The organism is Pseudonocardia adelaidensis (genome assembly GCF_039543345.1).
Lineage (GTDB): Bacteria > Actinomycetota > Actinomycetes > Mycobacteriales > Pseudonocardiaceae > Pseudonocardia > Pseudonocardia adelaidensis.
Map to the genome: position 1 here is coordinate 34,975 of NZ_BAABJO010000029.1, position 16,759 is coordinate 51,733.

The following is a 16,759-nucleotide window of genomic DNA, read 5'->3' on the forward strand; positions in this document are numbered from 1 at the left end:
GGTGCCGCTCCGTAACCTGAACCCGTGCTCGCCGTCCACGCCCTCTGGTCCCCCGGCCGCGGGGTGCTGCTCTGGGCCGAGGACGGCGACCGGCCCGCAGGCGCGTCGAGCCGCTCCCTGCGCCCCGCGCGGCCGCACCCGTTCGCGGCGCCGGTGTCCGCGCTCGCGGCCCTGCACCCGGGCAAGCCGGCCACGGCCACGCTCCTGCTGCCCTCGCGACCTGGTGGGCCGCTCGCCTCGCCGGAGCTCGTGCGCAGCCGGGGCCGGGCCGCGCCGCCGCGGGGCGGCCCCACGCTGCGCGCGTGGTCGGTGCCCGCGCTCGCCGTCGACGCCGCGGAGCTGGAGGACCCGGCCGACGAGGCGCGCTACGGCAGCTCGGTGGCCCACCTCCGCGCGCTGGCGGCGCTCGCGGCCGACCTCGCCTCCCGCGGCCGGGTGCTGCCCACCCTGCGCCGCCACGGTGGCCGGGCGTTCGCCCGCTGGCGCCCGGTCGTGCAGGGGCTCGACGCCGTCGCGTTCGACGCGCTGGTGGGCGCGCTGCCGCCGGTGGGACGGGCGGAGGTGGTGTCGGCGAAGGGGACACCGGACGCCGGGCCCGACCCGCACGACCTGCTCGCCGACGCGCTCGAGGTGCTCACCGACGCCGCCGTGCGCGACCGGCTCGCCCGCGCTCCCGAGCCGGTCGCGCTGGTGCCGCCGCGAGGCGGGCCGCTACCGGCCACCGAGGCCTGGCTCGCCGCCCTCCTCACCGCCGACGGCCGGATCGACGACGCCGTCGCGGCCACCGAGGTCTCCGCCCTCCAGGAGGCCGTGGCCGAGTGGGACACCGTCGGCGCCGACACCACCGGCGAGGGCCGGGCCTGCTTCCGGCTCTCCGAGATCAGCACGCTCCACGACCCGTCCGATGCCGCGCCCGACCCGCTCGACCAGACCGGCGACGGCACCCGCTGGGTGCTGGAGTTCCTGCTGCAGTCCACGGCCGACCCGAGCCTGCTCGTGCCGGCCGAGCAGGTGTGGGCAGGCGGCGCGGAGCGGCTGCTCGCCGAGCCCCAGGAGCTGATGCTCGCCGAGCTGGGGCGGGCGGCGCTGGTGTACCCGGCGCTCGCCCGGGCGCTGCGCCGGGCCCGGCCCGGCCACCTCGACCTCACCGTCGAGGACGCCCACGAGTTCCTCACGTCCCGCGCCGCGCTGCTCGTCGAGGCCGGGTTCGGTGTCCAGCTGCCGCGCGGCTGGGACGGCGCCCGCCGGGTGGGGCTCACCCTGTCCGCCCGCAGCACCCCGGCCGACCGCGTGCTCACCCGCAGCGGGCTGGGCCGCGAGCAGCTGGCGGAGTTCCGCTGGTCGATCGCGGTGGGCGACGAGGAGCTGTCCGAGGAGGAGATCAGCGATCTCGTCGCCACCAAGGCGCCGCTCGTGCGGCTGCGCGGCCGGTGGGTGAGCGTCGACGCCGATCGGCTGCGCAAGGGCCTGGAGTTCCTGCGCCGGGCGAAGGGCCGCCGGCACGCAGGCGCGCCCACCGCCGCCGAGGTGCTCGCGCTCGCCCAGCGCCACCCCGACGACTGGGACGGCGACGACTGGGATGGAGAGGAGCTCCCGCTCCCCGTCACCGACGTCCGGGCCGACGGCTGGATCGGTGAGCTGCTCGCCGGCACCGCGGAGCAGACGATCAGCCCGATCGAGCCCCCGCCGAACTTCCACGCCCAGCTGCGGCCCTACCAACAGCGCGGGGTGTCGTGGCTCGCGTTCCTGTCCGCGCTCGGGCTCGGCGCCTGCCTCGCCGACGACATGGGGCTGGGCAAGACCGTCCAGATGCTCGCGCTCGAGGCGTACGAGCGGGCAGCGCAGCCGGAGTCGGGGCAGCGGCGCGCGCCCACCCTGCTGGTCTGCCCGATGTCGCTGGTCGGCACCTGGCAGCGCGAGGCGGCCCGGTTCGCGCCCGACCTGCGCGTGCTCGCCCACCACGGGGCGGGCCGCGCCCACGGCGATGAGCTCGTCGCGGCCGTCGCCGAGGCCGACCTCGTGGTCACCACCTACGCCACCGCGGCCCGCGACGGCGACGACCTCGCCCAGGTGTCGTGGCGGCGGCTGGTGCTGGACGAGGCCCAGGCCGTGAAGAACAGCCGGGCCACGCACGCGCGCGCCGTGCGCCGCTTCACCGCCGAGCACCGCGTGGCCCTCACCGGCACGCCGGTGGAGAACCGGCTCTCCGAGCTCTGGTCGATCATGGACGTGCTCAACCCCGGCCTGCTCGGCTCGGCCGACGTCTTCCGCACGCGCTACGCGATCCCGGTGGAGCGCCACGGCAACAAGGACGCGGCCGCGTTGCTGCGCCGCGTCACCCGCCCCTACCTGCTGCGCCGGGTCAAGACCGACCCGACGATCATCGACGACCTGCCCGACAAGATCGAGGTCACCCAGCACTACCGGCTCACCCGGGAGCAGGCATCGCTCTACCGCACGGTGGTCGACGACATGCTGGAGAAGATCGAGGACTCCGAGGGCATCGAGCGGCGCGGCAACGTCCTCGCCGCGATGGCCAAGCTCAAGCAGGTCTGCAACCACCCCGCCCAGCTGCTGCACGACGGATCGACGATCGGCCGGCGCTCCGGCAAGATCATCCGGCTGGAGGAGATCCTCGCCGAGATCCTCGACGAGGGCGACCGCGTGCTGTGCTTCACCCAGTTCACCGAGTTCGGCCACATGCTCGTCCCGCACCTCTCGGCGCGCTTCGACACCGACGTCGCGTTCCTGCACGGCGGCACCCCGAAGAAGCGGCGCGACGAGATGGTCACCCGCTTCCAGGCGGGCGACGGGCCGCCGATCATGCTGCTCTCGCTCAAGGCGGGTGGCACCGGGCTCACGCTCACCGCCGCCAACCACGTGATCCACCTCGATCGCTGGTGGAACCCGGCCGTCGAGAACCAGGCCACCGACCGCGCGTTCCGCATCGGCCAGCGCCGCAACGTGCAGGTCCGCAAGTTCGTGTGCCCCGGCACCGTCGAGGAGCGCATCGACGAGCTGATCACCAAGAAGAAGGCCCTCTCCTCCATGGTCGTCGGCGACGGCGAGGGCTGGCTCACGGAGCTGTCCACCGAGTCGCTGCGGGAGCTGTTCACGCTCGGCGGGGAAGCCCTCCAGGAGGAGGCCGACCAGGAGGACCCCGATGCCTGACCCGGATCCCTTCTGGTGGCGCGACGCCGAGCCCACCCGCCCGCGCAAGGTCGAGGGCGGCATCCAGATCAACAGCACCCGCGGCCCGGTGGCGCGCACGTGGTGGTCGCAGCGCTTCCTCTCCGTCCTGGAGTCGCTGGGGATGGGCGGGCGGCTCTCGCGGGGCCGCAGCTACGCGCGCGCCGGGCAGATCGTCTCCCTCGACCTCGACGTGGGCGGCGCCACGGCACGGGTCCAGGGCTCGCGGTCGGCGCCGTACCAGGTGCGGGTGGGCGTGCCGGCGTTCGGCAAGGCGGAGTGGGCGGCGGTGGCGCAGGCGCTCACCGACGACGCCTCGTACGCGGCGGCGCTGCTCAACGGGGAGATGCCGCGCGACATCGAGCGGGTGTTCGAGGCGGTGGGGCTCTCGCTCTTCCCGGCCACCGAGCGCGACCTGGCGATGGACTGCACCTGTCCCGACTTCGCCGTGCCGTGCAAGCACCTCGCGGCGGTCTGCTACGTGCTCGCCGAGCGGTTCGACGCCGACCCGTTCCAGATCCTCGCGCTGCGGGGCCGCCACCGGGACGCGCTGCTGGAGGAGCTGCGCGCCCGGCGCTCCGCGGCGTCGCCGCCGGCGCACGGGGAGGACCTCGCCGCGGTCATGCACCGGTTCTGGGAGGCGGGCGACCTGCCCGAGCAGCTCGCCGGGCCGCGCACACCACCGGACGCGCTGCTCGACCAGGTGCCGCCGTTCCCGATCGAGGTCCGCGGCGAGCAGGTCGCCGAGCTGCTGCGCCCGGCCTACCGTGCGCTGGGCACGGAGATCTAAGAAGGAGTCGTGTCGAACTCCCCTCACCTCGCCACCCTCGCCGTGCACGGCGGCAACGCCGTCGACGCCGGGAGCGGGGCGATCCGCCGCCCGCTGGTCATGGCCAACTCCTACTCCCTGCCCGACGACCCGTCCGAGCTGTCCTGGTCGGGCACCGGCACGCCGCTCTACACCCGCAACGGCGGTGCCAACCAGGGATGGCTGGAGGAGAAGCTCGCCGCGCTCGACGGCGGCACCGCCGCGGTCGCCCTCGCCAGCGGGATGGCCGCGATCCACGCGCTCTTCTTCGCCGCGCTGCGTTCCGGCGACCACGTCGTGTGCTCCGACAACACCTACGTCGGTACGTACCGGCTGCTCACCGAGTTGCTGCCGCAGAAGTACGGGATCACGGCCACGCTCGTCGACTCCTCCGACCCGGACGCCGTGGCCGCCGCCATCCGGCCGGAGACGCGCCTCGTCCACGTCGAGACCCCGGCCAACCCGACCACCCGCATCACCGACGTGGCCGCGGTCGCCGAGCTCGCGCACGCCGCCGGCGCCCTGCTCTCGGTGGACGCCACCTTCGCCACGCCCGTCCTGCAACGGCCGCTCGCGCTCGGCGCGGACGTCGTCGTGCACTCGCTCACCAAGTACATCAACGGCCACGGCGACGCGATGGGCGGCGCCGTCATCGGCACGGGTGAGGCGGGCACGGCTTTGGTCGAGGCCGTGCGTGCGGAGGCGATGGTCAACGTCGGCGGGGCGATCAGCCCGTTCAACGCCTGGCTGATCATGCGCGGATCGGTGACGCTGCCGATGCGGATGCGCGCCCACTGCGCGGGCGCGCAGGCGGTGGCCGAGTTCCTCGACCAGGACCGGCGCGTGGCCTACGTGGCCTACCCGGGGCTCCGGTCGCACCCGCAGCACGCCCTCGCCGCCCGCACCCTGGACGGCGGGTTCGGGGGCATGCTCGCGTTCGCCGTCGAGAGTCACCCCGCCGGCGACGCGGACACGCAGAACCGCTTCGTCGCGGCGCTGCGGGTGATCACGTCGGCGGTGTCGCTCGGGCACGACGAGTCGCTGGTCGTGCACGTGTCCGGCGACGACGAGCGGGCCCGGTTCTACCCGGAGGAGTTCCGCCGGTACGGCCACCTGCGGTTCTCGGTGGGCCTGGAGGACCCGCGGGACCTGGTGGCCGACCTCGACCAGGCCCTGACGGCGACGGTCGGACCCGCGTGACCCGCCGACGCCGCGGCACGACCGGCCCGTTCGCCCGCACCTGGATCGTTGATTCCTGGGTTCTCGGTGGTCGAGGGCGACCGGGGAGCGCTCGACCCGGGGGCGTGGTCGAGGCGCACGAAACGCGCACCGGATCGCCGATCACACGGCGAAATGGTGGCCGAATGATCTCCGGGAGCGACCATTTGCCCTTGATCACCCCTGCCGAGCAGCCATCTGCCCTTGATCGCCGCGAGCTGCGAGGGGCGGCCCCGCACTGCGCGGCGCCGCCGGGAGGCCCGGAGACGGACCCCACGGCCTTGCCCACAGGAATCGACCGGCTAGCAGGCGAGGGTGCCGCCGGCTCCGGGGTGTGATCGCGGTGGTCCGGGTGGGGCCATGGGCCCCGGCGGCCGGCCCCGTCCGGGCCCGGACGGGGGTGGCCTGCCGCGGGTGGAGACGGCGCGCCCTCGTGGCCCCCGCACTACGCGACGGCCACCGGCTCGGCGAGCACGCCCTGGCGCCGCGCCCGCCGCTCGAACCACAACGTGGCGAGCGGTGGGATGCTCGCGACCAGCGCGACCAGCGTGACCGGCAGGCTCCAGCGGAAGGTGCGCGCCACGACGAGCGTGACGGCCACGTAGGCGATGAACAGCGCGCCGTGGATCGGGCCGAAGACGTTCACGCCGATGTCGTCGAACACGACGACGTACTTGAAGAACATCCCGGTGAGCAGGCCGGCCCACGAGCACGCCTCGGCGATCGCGACGACGCGGAACGCCAGCGCACCGGTGGACGGGGAGACGACAGCCACCCCTTCACTCTGCCGGACGCATGATCCCACCCGTTTGCCGGGGCCGGAACACCGAGCGTGTCCGCCGAGTCGGTGATCACGAGCCGGACGGGCCTACCCGCTCGCACCCGCCGTGCGCCGACCCGCCTCCTCGCGCAACACGTACTTCTGGATCTTGCCGGTCGAGGTCTTGGGCAGCGGGCCGAACACCACCGCCTTGGGCGCCTTGAACCGCGCCAGCCTGCCCCTGACGTGCTCCTGCAGCTCCTCGGCCGTGGCGCTCGCACCGTCGTGCAGGGTGACGTAGGCGACCGGGACCTCGCCCCACCGCTCGTCGGGCGCGGCCACCACGGCCGCCTCCAGCACGGCCGGGTGGTCGGCGAGCACCTGCTCCACCTCGACGCTCGCGATGTTCTCGCCACCGGAGATGATCACGTCCTTGCTGCGGTCCCGCAGCTCCACGTAGCCATCGGGGTGCATCACGCCGAGGTCGCCGGTGCGGAACCAACCGTCCGGGACCGCGGCGGCCGTCGCCTCGGGATCGCGCAGGTAGCCGAGCATCACGTTGTTGCCGCGGAGCGCGATCTCGCCGATCGTCGCGCCGTCGGCCGGCACGTCCGCGCCGTCCGGGCCGACGACGCGCGCCCGGCACGAGATCATGTTGCCCACGCCCTGGCGGGCCTTGCGCCGTGCCTGCTCTCCCGCGTCGAGGCCGTTCCACTCCGGCCGCCAGTCGCAGATCATCACCGGCCCGAACGTCTCGGTGAGGCCGTAGAGGTGCGTGACGTCGAACCCGAGCTCACCCATCCTGCGCAGGATCGCGGGCGTCGGCGGCGCCCCACCCGTCGCCACCCGGACCGTGCGGTCGAGCCGTGCGGCGCCCTCGGCGTACGCGATCATCGAGAGCACGGTCGGCGCCCCCTCCAGGTGCGTGACGCCCTCCTCGCGGATCAGCCGCCAGACCTCTCCGGGATCCACCTTCGGCAGGCAGACGTGCGTGCCCGCGGCCGCGGTCACCGCCCACGGGAAGCACCAGCCGTTGCAGTGGAACATCGGCAGCGTCCACAGGTGCACCGCCGACGGCGACAGCCCGGTGTGCGCGGCCATGGCGAGCGACTGCAGGTAGGCGCCGCGGTGGTGGTACATCACGCCCTTGGGCCGTCCGGTCGTCCCCGACGTGTAGTTGATCGAGAGCAGCGCGCGCTCGTCGGACGGCGCGACGGCGCGCGGGGTGGCCGCGGCGAGCAGCTCCTCGTACCGCTCCCCCACCGGCACGAGCACGGGCGGCTCGGCCAACCCGGACACGGCCTGGGCGACCAGCGCGTCGAACACCGGGTCGTGCACGAGGACGGCCGCCCGCGAGTGCTCCAGGATGGAGGCGACCTCCGGCGCCGCGAGCCGGGTGTTGATCGCGACCAGCGGCACGCCGGCCCACGGCACGCCGAAATGCGCCTCGAGCAGCACGTGGGTGTTCGGCGCCAGCACGGCCACCGGGCGGCCGCCGGCGAGCGGGGCGAGCGCTCCCGCCAGTCGCCGGCACCGCTCGTGCAGCTGGGCGTAGCTGTAGCGGTGGACGCCGTCGACCACGGCGACCCGCTCGCCGTGCGCGGCCGCGGCCCGATCGAGGAACGACACCGGCGTCAGGGGCTCGAACGAGAAGTCCGCGGCGACATCCACAGCGACATCCACGGCGACATCCACACCGACATCCATGCCGTCACTATCTCCCGCCGTGCGCCCCGCCGCCTCCCCCTCGTATCCACCGGTCGCCGCCACCGCTCCGCGCGGGTGCTCACACCCGTCCCGCTCCCGCCGAGTAACCCGGCACACGCGGCGGGCCTCCGCCGCCGTCGACAGGACCGGATCATGAGCACCGACCCCCTCGCCGAGCCCCACCGCCACGACCGCCGCTGCTACTGGGACCACACCCGCTGCGGGTGGGTCTGCCCGGCCCCGCGCGTCACCGAGACGATCAGCGCGGCGGCGCCGCCTCCTCCCGAGCCGCCGCGTCCGGCCCACTTCCGGGATCCAGCAGGAGATGGGGTTGCCGGAGATGGGGTTATTGCCGCCGGATCGCAGCCCGGACCGGTATGACCCCACCCCGTTCCGGGACGGGCGACGGATCCGGCCGCGCACCCGTTACGGCCGGGCGGTGAGATCGCCGTGAAGCCGCCACCGGCCCGCGCCGCGCCCGGAGGCACCCTTTCCCCGGGCGCGCGATCCATTCCGGCCCCGACACACCCAGGGATCGGACCCGGATCGACAATGCGCTCGGACCTCCTTTATCATCGATCCCGAAATTAGTGCCCACCGTTCTCCAGCGCCGAAGCCCGCCCCGGCGGGTTGTCCGGCGTACCCGGAGCAGTTCTGAAAGGCAGCACCAGTGGCCAAGCAGACGACCGTCACCCTGGTCGACGACCTGGACGGCAGCGTCGCCGACGAGCAGGTCGAGTTCGCGATGGACGGCAAGTCGTACGAGATCGACCTCTCCTCCGCCAATAGCGCCAGATTGCGCGACGCCCTCGCGCCCTTCATTTCCGCAGCTCGTCGCACGAGTGGACGCCGCCGTTCGGGTGGTCCCGTCGCCACGGCCCGGCCCAGCACCGACCGCGAGCAGAACCAGGCCATTCGGGAATGGGCCCAGCAGCAGGGCATGAAGATCTCCGAGCGCGGCCGGATCCCGTCCAACGTGCTCGAGGCCTACCACAAGTCGCACTGACACAACCCGCGGCGACAACGCCGCGGCGCCATCCCGGCGGCTGATTGCCGACCACTCCGCCCCGGCATCGGTTCGGCAACGATCTGCGCCTCGAGCGGCCACCCCGCCTCGCGTGATCGACCGGCGCCGGCGCTCCCCGTCAGGTGCCCGGGGCGGGGTCGACGCCCTCCGGGTCGCGACCGCGGTCGTCACCGCGGTCGCCGTACCGGCGGCGGGCGAGCACGGCCGCGACCGCCAGTGGCACGGCCACCGCGAGCGCCACGCGGAACGCCTCCTCGAAGGCCCCCGTGTCGGCGAGCGGGGCGAGCACGGCGGTGCCGACGGCCGCGCCGAGGAACAGCAGGGCGGCGAACAGGGCGACCATCGTCGCCCGCTCCCCCGCGACCACCTCGGTGGACCAGCTCTGCAGCGTCGTGTGCAGGAACGCCCACGACCCGCCCAGCAGCACGCCCGCGGCGGTGACGGTGGCGATCGACACCGTCGCCGCGGGCAGCGCCCACCCGGCGGCGAGCATGACCGCACCGACCGTCGCGAGCCCGGCCGCCGAGAGGCGTCCGACCAGCACCCGGACGAGGCGGGAGAACACCACCGCGCCCGCCCCGTACGACGCCGCCACGAGCCCGCCGACCGCCGCCGACGAGCCGAGCGCCTGCACGGCGGGCGCCAGGTAGGTCACCACGCCCAGCACGACCATGCCCTCGACGAGCACGAGGACGAGCACGACGAGCGCCCACCGGTGGCGCAGCACGGTGGTGATCGACTGCAGCGGGCTCCCGGTGGTCGGCTCGCGCTCGGGTTCCGGCAGCCGGCGCAGCGCCACCCACAGCGCGGCCGCACCGATCCCGGTCAGCGCAGGCACCGCGCGCCAGCCGATCACCTGCGCGAGCACCCCCGCCCCGGCCGTCGCCACCGCGATGCCCAGCGACGACGCCGTGAGCACCTCCGCGAGCGGGCGCTGCCGCACCCGCACCTCCCACATGTCGCCGACGTACACGAGCGTGGCCGGGACCAGCGCGGCGACGCACCCGGCCGACACCGTGCGGGAGACGCCCAGGACCAGCAGGTTCGGCGAGAGCGCCGACACCACCCCGGCCAGGGCCGCCCCCAGGAGCGACACCCGCATGACCCGGACGCGCCCGATGCGGTCGCTCACCAACCCCCACACGGGCTGCATCAGCCCGTAGGCCAGGAAGTAGGCGCTCGCCACGGCCACCACCGCGACGAGGGGCTCCCCGAGGTCGAGGCCGATGACGACGAGCATCGGGGGGAGGGCGAAGCGGTCGCAGGAACTGGTGAGGGCGGTCAGCTGCAGCAGCCGCAGCCGGGCCCGTTCGGCGGCTCTGCCGGTGTCGGTCGTCACCGCTCGACCATGCGCCCCGGCGGCCCCGTCCGCTGCCGGTGTTGGGCGTGAGTCCTACCACTGGTTAGCGTGACCACCGTGACCGCCGATCTCGACCCGGAGGAGTTCCGCAGGCTCGGCCACGCCGTCGTCGACTGGATCGCCGACCACCGCGCCGGGCTCGACCAGCTTCCGGTGCAGCCCGGCGTGGCCCCCGGCTGGGTGCGCGCGCAGCTGCCTGCAGACCTGCCCGACGACCCCGCCCCGCTGGAGGATCTCCTCGACACCGTCGACCGGGTCGTGGTGCCGGCGAGCACCCTGTGGCAGCACCCGCGGTTCTTCGGCTACTTCCCCGCGAGCGCATCGCTGCACTCCCTGCTCGGCGACATGCTCTCGGGCGCGCTGGGGGCGCAGGGGATGCTGTGGTCCACATCGCCCGCCGCCACCGAGGTGGAGCAGGTCCTGATGGACGCCTTCGCCGGCGCTCTGGGCCTCGACCCGGCGTTCACGTTCGCGGGCGGCGGGGGCGGCTGCATCCAGGACTCGGCGTCGTCCGGGGCCCTCGTCGCGCTGCTCGCCGCCCTCCACCGGGCCGCCCCGGGGTGGCGCGAGAGCGGGGTGACCGGCGACGAGCGCGTGTACGTCACGGCCGAGACCCACTCCTCGCTGGCCAAGGCCGTGCGCGTCGCCGGCCTCGGCGCCCAGGCGCTGCGCATTGTCGACAGTGCGCCGGGGTCCCTCGCCATGGACGCGGACGCGCTGGCCGCGACGCTCAAGGCGGACGTCGCGGCCGGCCTGCGGCCGGTGCTGGTCTGCCCGACCGTCGGCACCACGGGCACCGGCGCGGTCGACCCGGTGCGGGCCGTGGCCGAGGCAGCCGGGGAGCACGGCGTGTGGGTGCACGTGGACGCGGCATGGGCGGGCGTGGCCGCGCTGTGCCCGGAGTTCCGGCACCTGCTCGACGGCGTGGAGCTCGCCGACTCGCTCTCCACGAACCCGCACAAGTGGCTGCTCACGGCGTTCGACGCGTCCCTGCTGTGGGTGCGCGACGGCGCGGCGCTCCCGGCGGCACTGTCGATCACCCCGGAGTACCTGCGCAACACCGCGTCCGAGTCGGGGGCGGTGGTCGACTACCGCGACTGGCAGGTGCCGCTCGGGCGCCGGTTCCGGGCGCTCAAGCTGTGGGCCGTGGTGCACGGCACGGGTCTGTCGGGCCTGCGGTCCCACATCCGCGGGCACGTCGCGCTCGCCGCGGGGCTCGCCGACCGGGTGCGGGCCGACCCGGCGTTCGAGCTGGCGGCCGAGCCGTCGCTCGGGCTGGTCTGCCTCCGGGTGGTCACGGGCGACGGCCCGGACGCCGACGACGCTGCGTCCCGGGAGGTGCTCGCCCGCGTCAACGCCTCCGGTGCCGCGTTCCTCACCCACACCGTGGCAGGCGGACGCTACGTGATCCGGGTGGCGATCGGCTCCGTCACGACCGGACCCGAGCACGTCGACCAGCTGTGGGACCGGCTGCGCGCCGAGGCGGCCGCCGTCGCAGGCACCGGCTAGCCGGGTTCACCCCGCCACTTGCGGTACAGCACCCAGACCAGGTCGGCCAGTGCGATCAGGGCCACCACCACCATCGCCCATCCGAGCACCGGCAGTGCGTTCGCGAAACCGATCCACGCAGCGCCCGCCGCGAACACGAGACCGAACGCCGCGAGCACGGCCCGCAGGGTCAGCGCGCTGTAGGTCGGCGCCGCGCCGCCGAAACCGGCGGTGGGGTCGTGGTAGTCGGGCAGGCCCCGCTCGTAGTCGGCCCGCGTCCGGTGCGGCCTGCCCTCGTGTCGCCGCGTCATCATGCCGCCGGGGTACCCGCCCGGCGCCGTCACGCCTCCTCGTGTTCCCGCTCACCGTCCCTGCCCGGGATCCGGTGCCGCAGGAGCACGCGGCTACCGCGGTCGTCGAACCGGATGAGCACCGACTCCGACATGTGGTTCATCAAGGGGATCCCGCGGCCGCCCTCCGGGGAGCGGTCGGACGGCGGGCGCCAGCTGCCGTGGTCGACGACCTCGATGCACAGCGTCGCCTCCTCGGTCCACAGCGTGAGCTCCACGACCCCGGCCTCGTCCGGGCCGTAGGCGTGGCGCACGGCGTTCGCGGCCGCCTCGTCGACGGCGAGCACCACGTCGGCGACCTCCACCTCGCTGAGCGCCAGCGGTGCGAGCCAACCTGAGAGCTCCCGCCGGATGAGCGCGAGCTGCTCCGGGTCCGCGGGCCAGCTGCGGTGGACGAACTCGATGCGGCCGGGGGCGGGCCGGCGCGAAACCTCCATGCCCGTCACGTTCCACCGATCTGCGGAGAAGCAAACGTCACCCGGCGCCCCCATCCGGCCGGTGGCCCGCTCGCCGCGTCCCGCGGACCGGCGACCGCATCGTTCACCTGCGGTTCACCCGCCGCACGACGGTCCCGGCAGGAGCGAGAGCCGCCCCACCATCACGCATGCCACGCCCGGCACCGGGCACACGCAGACGTGTCGAACCTGTGGGACGTGTCGAACCTGTGGGAACGGTGGCGCCTGCTGTGCCGGCCCAGCCGCGAGCGGGAGATCGTGGTGCAGTCGGTCAAGGCGGCGCTCGCGGCCGGAGCCGCCCTGGGCCTGACGCAGCCGTGGGCCGGGAGCCACGCCTTCCTCGCGCCGTACGCCGCGGTGCTGGCCGTGACCAGCACCGTGCGCGGGTCGTGGACGGGCGCCGCCCGGCAGGCGGGCACGGTGCTCGCCGGTGTCGTGCTGGCGTACGTCGTGAGCACGCTCGTCCCGGTCGGCACCGCGGCCGTGCCGGTCGTGGTCGTGCTCGGGCTCCTGGCGGGGCGGTGGCGGCAGTTCGGCCCGGACGGGTGGTGGATCGCGATCACCGGGCTGATCGTGGTGCTCAACGGCGCAGCGTCGAACGCGCTCGACCTGGCCGGCTGGGTGGCGCTGAGCCTCTGCGGGTCGGTCGCGGGAGCGCTCGTGAACACGCTGCTCCTGCCCCCGGTGCACCTGCGCGACGCCCGCGACGCGGTCACCGCCCTCACCGCCGAGGTCGCGGCCACGCTGCGCGACATGGCCGGATCCGTGCGCGACGGGTGGTCGACGGCCGACGCGAGCCGGTGGGTCGACGGTGCCCGCGGGCTGCGCCACGCGGTGCGCGTCGCCGACGACGCCGTCTGGTACGGCCGCGAGAGCGCGCGGTGGAACCCGCGCAGGCGCCACATCCGCCGGTTCGACTCCCCGCTCGCCGGGCGCGACGTCGTGAACCGGCTGAGCCGGGTGTGCGAGGGGGTGCTGCAGGTGAGCGTCCTGCTCGCGAACGTGGCCGCGCCGGACGACTCGGTATCCGGCGACCCCGAGCTGGCGAACCTGCTCGAGCGACTGGCCGACGCGGTCGAGGTGCTCGCCGAGGACCCGAACGAGCTCGCCGCGGCGCTCGACGTCCACGGCGCCGAGGTGCGCAGGCTGCGGGACGGCGCGGGTGAGCAGGCAGCGCGCGGGGCGTGCGTGATCGCCGTGTCCGACGCCGTGTCCGAGCTCGAGGCGGTCACGCGTTAGCAGGCCCGGATCGCGGGGTAGGCCCTGGTCATGACCACGCACTCGACGGACGTGCCGGCGCAGCGTTCGGCGCCCCCTCCCGGAGCGCCGGATCCTGGAGCGCCGCATCCTGGAGGGCCGCAGCCCGCCACGGTCGGCACGGACCTGGGCGACGTCCCGACCGGCGAGCTCGTCCGGCGGCTCTCGACGCAGCTGTCCGAGCTGTTCCGCCGCGAGCTGGACCTGGCGCGGACCGAGCTCACCGCCAAGGGCAAGCGCGCCGGAGCCGGGGCCGGGCTCGCCGGAGCCGGCGGCGTGGTGGCGCTCCTCGGGGTCGCCACGCTGATCGCGGCGGCCGTCGCCGGGCTCGCCACGGTGGTGCCGGTGTGGCTGTCCGCGCTGATCATCGGGGTGGTACTGCTGCTCGTGGCCGGCGTGCTCGCCCTCGTCGGGCGGGGCAGGCTGCGCCGCGCCACTCCCCCGGTGCCGGAGCAGGCCGTGCAGGGCGTCCAGAGCGACGTGTCCGCCGTCCGGAACGCGGTGCACCGGTGACCGGGCCGGAGGGCGAGGGCACCCCGCGCGAGGGTGAGGTCGTCGAACGGGACGTCGAGCAGCTGCGAGCGGAGCTGGGTGACACGGTCGAGGAGCTGGTCCACCGCGCCGACGTGCCGCAGCGGCTGCGCGAGAAGCGCGCCGAGACCGCCGAGCGGGTGCAGGCGCAGGTGGCGCACGCCCGCGAGGTCGTGACGGAGAAGGCGCCGGCCGTCGAGAACGCGGTGCGCCAGCGTCCGCTGGTCGTCGGCGGGGTCCTCGCGGCCCTCCTGCTGCTGTCCCTGCGCAGCCTGCGCCGCCGGCGCACGCACCGGAAGGAGGACACCGATGGAACGCGGTAGCGCCAAGCACGGCCCCCGCGAGGACGAGGCGCTCGCCGACCAGGTCTCCGGCGAGCTCGGCCCGGGCGGGTCGAACCGCGAGGAGTGGGCGGCCGCCGAACCACCGGCCGACGACGACCCGCCCGAGCGCACCGACGGCGACGACACTGAGCGCTGACCCCTCAACGCCGGGCCCGGTGCCGCCCGCCCGGGCCGCCGCCGCGCAGGCCGAAGCCGACGGCGAACACGGCGGCGACCGCGGCCCCGACCGCGGTGAGCCCGAACCCGAGTTCATAGCCCGTGACCGACGGGAGCGCCGCGCCCGGCGGCACGTGCCCGGCGAGCAGGGCCGCCGCCACCGCCCCGGAGATGCTCGCGCCGAGCATGCGGACCAGGCTGTTCACCCCGCTGGCGACCCCGGTCCTCGCCGGGTCGACGTGCTCGATCGCCATCGTCGCCAACGCGGAGTACGCCAGCCCGATGCCGAGGCCCAGCAGCGTCATCGAGCTCAGCACGTCCGTGACGTGCGCGTGGGAGACCACGAGCCACAGCTCCGACACCCCGGTGAGCGCGGCCCCGATCGCGACGACGTACGGCGCGGACAGGCGACGGATCAGCCCGCCGGACGCCAGGGAGACGACCATCATCAGGAGCGAGGCCGGCAGCAGGTAGAGGCCGGCCTCCAGGACGGACGCGCCGAACCCGTACCCCGCGGACGCCGGGGTCTGCACGAACTGCGGCGCCAGCGAGAACCCGCCGAACATCGCGAACCCCAGCAGCATCGATGCGACGCTCGCCCCGATCGTGCCGCGGTGGGTCAGCAGGTCGATGTCGACCAGCGGCTCCGCGGTCCGCCGTTCGACGGCGACCCAGACCGCGAAGAGCACGGCCGATGCGGCGAAGAGCCCGAGGATGCGGGCGGACGCCCAGCCCCAGCTCTGCCCCTCCGTGATGGCGAGCAGCAGCGTGACCAGGCCGCCCGCCAGCAGGACCGCGCCCGGGATGTCCGGGCGCCCGCCCTGCGGCGGCGTCGGGTCGCGCAGGAAGATCATGCCGGTGCCGAGCGCGGCCGCTGCGAGCGCCGCCATCACCCAGAACACGACGCGGAAACCGGTGGTGTACTCCGCGATCACCCCGCTGAGCACCAGGCCGATCCCGCTGCCGATGCCGATCGTCGCGCTGATCGTGCCGATGCCGGTCGCCAGCTTCTCCTGCGGCAGCACGCCGCGCACGACGCCGATCGACAGCGGGATGACCGCGACCGAGAAGCCCTGCACCACCCTTCCGACGAGCAGCACCGGGAGGGTGGTCGCGAGCCCGGCGACCACCGAACCGGCGAGCAGCATGACGAACGAGGCCAACAGCATGCGCCGCCGCCCGTACATGTCCCCGAACCGGCTGAACAGCGGCGTCGCCACCGCGCCCACGAGCATGCTGATCGTGAACGTCCAGCTCACGGCCGTCACGCCGACGTTCAGCTCGGCCTGCAGGCGCGGGAGGAGCGGGAGCACGGCGCTCTGCTGCATGACGGTGACCGCCGCCCCGAACGCCGCCGCGGCCACGACCGACCAGCCCTGCGCGGGTGGGGGTTGGGGAGGTCTCGGTCCGGCATCGGTCACGGCGGCTTGGAGAGCCTGTGCCATCTCAACCCTTCGAACTGGCTAACTTGGGTAGGTAACCTGCCGGAGAGACTACCTACCTAACTTAGGTAACCGTCAAGGGGAGATGGTCGTGGAGGACTACGGCGACGACCTGCTGGAGGCGACGACATCGATCAGCCGCCTCACCCGGATGCTGCGGCGCGGCAAGCTGTCCGACCGCGCCTGCGCCGAGGCCGGCATCACGCTCGACCGGATCGGCCTGCAGATCCTGGGGCTCGTGCGCAAGGCGGAGCGGCCGCTCAGCGTCAAGGAGCTCGCCGAGGCGATGCAGGTCGAGGGGCCGCACGCTACCCGCCAGGTGCAGCGACTGGTCGGCCGCGGACTGCTCGAGAAGACCGTCGACCCCGGCGACCGGCGGGTGGCACGGCTCTCGCCGACACCGGAGGGGGTCGAGCTGATCGACCGCTACCACGCGGTGATCAAGAACTGGATGCGCGAGGCGGTGGCCGGCTGGCCCGCCGAGGACCGGCAGCAGGTGTGCCGGCTCGTCACCCGCTGGGTCGACGACATCGAGGCGTACTTCGACGAGCTCGACACCCAGCCGTTCCCCGGCACCAGCATCGGCACGTGACGGCCGACGATTCAGCGCGTTCTCCGGTTGGATCCTCCCGTTCTCGCGCCGGAGCAACGATCCTGCTCGCGAATA

16 protein-coding genes are annotated in these 16,759 nt (G+C 74.4%); 10 read left to right on the forward strand and 6 right to left on the reverse strand.

Going from position 1 to position 16,759, the window contains the following annotated elements:
* Nucleotides 1-24 precede the first annotated feature (24 nt).
* From ABEA81_RS30675 to ABEA81_RS30685, 3 genes are read left to right on the forward strand one after another with little or no spacing between them, the layout of a single operon-like run.
* Nucleotides 25-3,171: a DEAD/DEAH box helicase gene (locus ABEA81_RS30675; RefSeq protein WP_345609818.1), complete on the forward strand. Its 3,147-nt coding sequence runs from the start codon at nucleotides 25-27 to the stop codon at nucleotides 3,169-3,171.
* A complete protein-coding gene (locus ABEA81_RS30680; RefSeq protein ID WP_345609820.1) occupies nucleotides 3,164-3,979 on the forward strand; it encodes an SWIM zinc finger family protein in 816 nt (271 codons plus the stop codon). Before ABEA81_RS30675 ends, ABEA81_RS30680 begins: the two co-directional genes overlap by 8 nt.
* Before the next feature lie 9 nt (nucleotides 3,980-3,988).
* A complete protein-coding gene (locus ABEA81_RS30685; RefSeq protein WP_345609822.1) occupies nucleotides 3,989-5,197 on the forward strand; it encodes a trans-sulfuration enzyme family protein in 1,209 nt (402 codons plus the stop codon).
* A 463-nt stretch (nucleotides 5,198-5,660) separates the two neighbouring features.
* Here ABEA81_RS30685 and ABEA81_RS30690 read toward each other — a convergent pair whose 3' ends face one another.
* Entirely contained in the window at nucleotides 5,661-5,990 is a 330-nt protein-coding gene (locus ABEA81_RS30690; protein WP_345609824.1) for a DUF3817 domain-containing protein, read from the reverse strand.
* Between the two features lie 93 nt (nucleotides 5,991-6,083).
* A complete protein-coding gene (locus ABEA81_RS30695) occupies nucleotides 6,084-7,658 on the reverse strand; it encodes an acyl--CoA ligase family protein (protein WP_345609826.1) in 1,575 nt (524 codons plus the stop codon).
* Between the two features lie 694 nt (nucleotides 7,659-8,352).
* Here ABEA81_RS30695 and ABEA81_RS30700 point away from each other — a divergent pair.
* Nucleotides 8,353-8,688 carry a histone-like nucleoid-structuring protein Lsr2 gene (locus ABEA81_RS30700; protein WP_345609828.1) on the forward strand — a complete coding sequence of 112 codons (336 nt, stop codon included), beginning with the start codon at nucleotides 8,353-8,355 and terminating at the stop codon, nucleotides 8,686-8,688.
* A gap of 139 nt (nucleotides 8,689-8,827) precedes the next feature.
* On the opposite strand, the gene ABEA81_RS30705 is transcribed toward ABEA81_RS30700, so the two are convergent.
* Nucleotides 8,828-10,048 (reverse strand): MFS transporter, encoded by a 1,221-nt coding sequence (locus ABEA81_RS30705; RefSeq protein WP_345609829.1) that lies wholly within the window; start codon nucleotides 10,046-10,048, stop codon nucleotides 8,828-8,830.
* Between the two features lie 78 nt (nucleotides 10,049-10,126).
* Here ABEA81_RS30705 and ABEA81_RS30710 point away from each other — a divergent pair, with 78 nt between their 5' ends.
* Nucleotides 10,127-11,578, forward strand: coding sequence for a pyridoxal phosphate-dependent decarboxylase family protein (locus tag ABEA81_RS30710; RefSeq protein ID WP_345609831.1), 1,452 nt, complete (start codon nucleotides 10,127-10,129; stop codon nucleotides 11,576-11,578).
* On the opposite strand, the gene ABEA81_RS30715 is transcribed toward ABEA81_RS30710, so the two are convergent.
* The gene (locus tag ABEA81_RS30715) at nucleotides 11,575-11,871 is read right to left on the reverse strand and encodes a hypothetical protein (protein WP_425570741.1); all 297 of its coding nucleotides are present in this window, start codon (nucleotides 11,869-11,871) and stop codon (nucleotides 11,575-11,577) included. The genes ABEA81_RS30710 and ABEA81_RS30715 overlap by 4 nt on opposite strands.
* A gap of 26 nt (nucleotides 11,872-11,897) precedes the next feature.
* Nucleotides 11,898-12,344: an ATP-binding protein gene (locus ABEA81_RS30720; RefSeq protein ID WP_345609833.1), complete on the reverse strand. Its 447-nt coding sequence runs from the start codon at nucleotides 12,342-12,344 to the stop codon at nucleotides 11,898-11,900.
* Nucleotides 12,345-12,560: 216 nt separating this feature from the next.
* Between ABEA81_RS30720 and ABEA81_RS30725 the strand changes: the two genes are divergently transcribed.
* From ABEA81_RS30725 to ABEA81_RS30740, 4 genes are read left to right on the forward strand one after another with little or no spacing between them, the layout of a single operon-like run.
* Nucleotides 12,561-13,601 (forward strand): aromatic acid exporter family protein, encoded by a 1,041-nt coding sequence (locus ABEA81_RS30725; RefSeq protein ID WP_345609835.1) that lies wholly within the window; start codon nucleotides 12,561-12,563, stop codon nucleotides 13,599-13,601.
* A 30-nt stretch (nucleotides 13,602-13,631) separates the two neighbouring features.
* Nucleotides 13,632-14,132 carry a phage holin family protein gene (locus ABEA81_RS30730; RefSeq protein WP_345609837.1) on the forward strand — a complete coding sequence of 167 codons (501 nt, stop codon included), beginning with the start codon at nucleotides 13,632-13,634 and terminating at the stop codon, nucleotides 14,130-14,132.
* Nucleotides 14,129-14,473, forward strand: a complete 345-nt coding sequence (locus ABEA81_RS30735; protein WP_345609839.1) for a DUF3618 domain-containing protein — start codon at nucleotides 14,129-14,131, stop codon at nucleotides 14,471-14,473. The genes ABEA81_RS30730 and ABEA81_RS30735 overlap by 4 nt, the downstream gene beginning before the upstream one ends.
* Entirely contained in the window at nucleotides 14,460-14,630 is a 171-nt protein-coding gene (locus ABEA81_RS30740) for a hypothetical protein (RefSeq protein WP_345609841.1), read from the forward strand. The genes ABEA81_RS30735 and ABEA81_RS30740 overlap by 14 nt, the downstream gene beginning before the upstream one ends.
* A 4-nt stretch (nucleotides 14,631-14,634) precedes the next feature.
* Here ABEA81_RS30740 and ABEA81_RS30745 read toward each other — a convergent pair whose 3' ends face one another.
* Nucleotides 14,635-16,071 (reverse strand): MFS transporter, encoded by a 1,437-nt coding sequence (locus ABEA81_RS30745; RefSeq protein ID WP_345609843.1) that lies wholly within the window; start codon nucleotides 16,069-16,071, stop codon nucleotides 14,635-14,637.
* Nucleotides 16,072-16,183: 112 nt separating this feature from the next.
* On the opposite strand from ABEA81_RS30745, the gene ABEA81_RS30750 reads away from it, so the two are divergent.
* Complete coding sequence (locus ABEA81_RS30750) at nucleotides 16,184-16,684, forward strand: MarR family winged helix-turn-helix transcriptional regulator (protein ID WP_345609845.1); 501 nt, start codon at nucleotides 16,184-16,186, stop codon at nucleotides 16,682-16,684.
* Nucleotides 16,685-16,759: the final 75 nt, after the last annotated feature.

What these genes read in the sequence shown, in the direction of transcription:
- ABEA81_RS30680 (WP_345609820.1), top strand. Translation starts at nt 3,164, where the DNA reads ATGCCTGACCCGGATCCCTTCTGGTGGCGCGACGCCGAGCCCACCCGC.
- ABEA81_RS30715 (WP_425570741.1), bottom strand. Translation starts at nt 11,871, where the DNA reads ATGATGACGCGGCGACACGAGGGCAGGCCGCACCGGACGCGGGCCGAC.
- ABEA81_RS30720 (WP_345609833.1), bottom strand. Translation starts at nt 12,344, where the DNA reads ATGGAGGTTTCGCGCCGGCCCGCCCCCGGCCGCATCGAGTTCGTCCAC.
- ABEA81_RS30730 (WP_345609837.1), top strand. Translation starts at nt 13,632, where the DNA reads ATGACCACGCACTCGACGGACGTGCCGGCGCAGCGTTCGGCGCCCCCT.
- ABEA81_RS30740 (WP_345609841.1), top strand. Translation starts at nt 14,460, where the DNA reads ATGGAACGCGGTAGCGCCAAGCACGGCCCCCGCGAGGACGAGGCGCTC.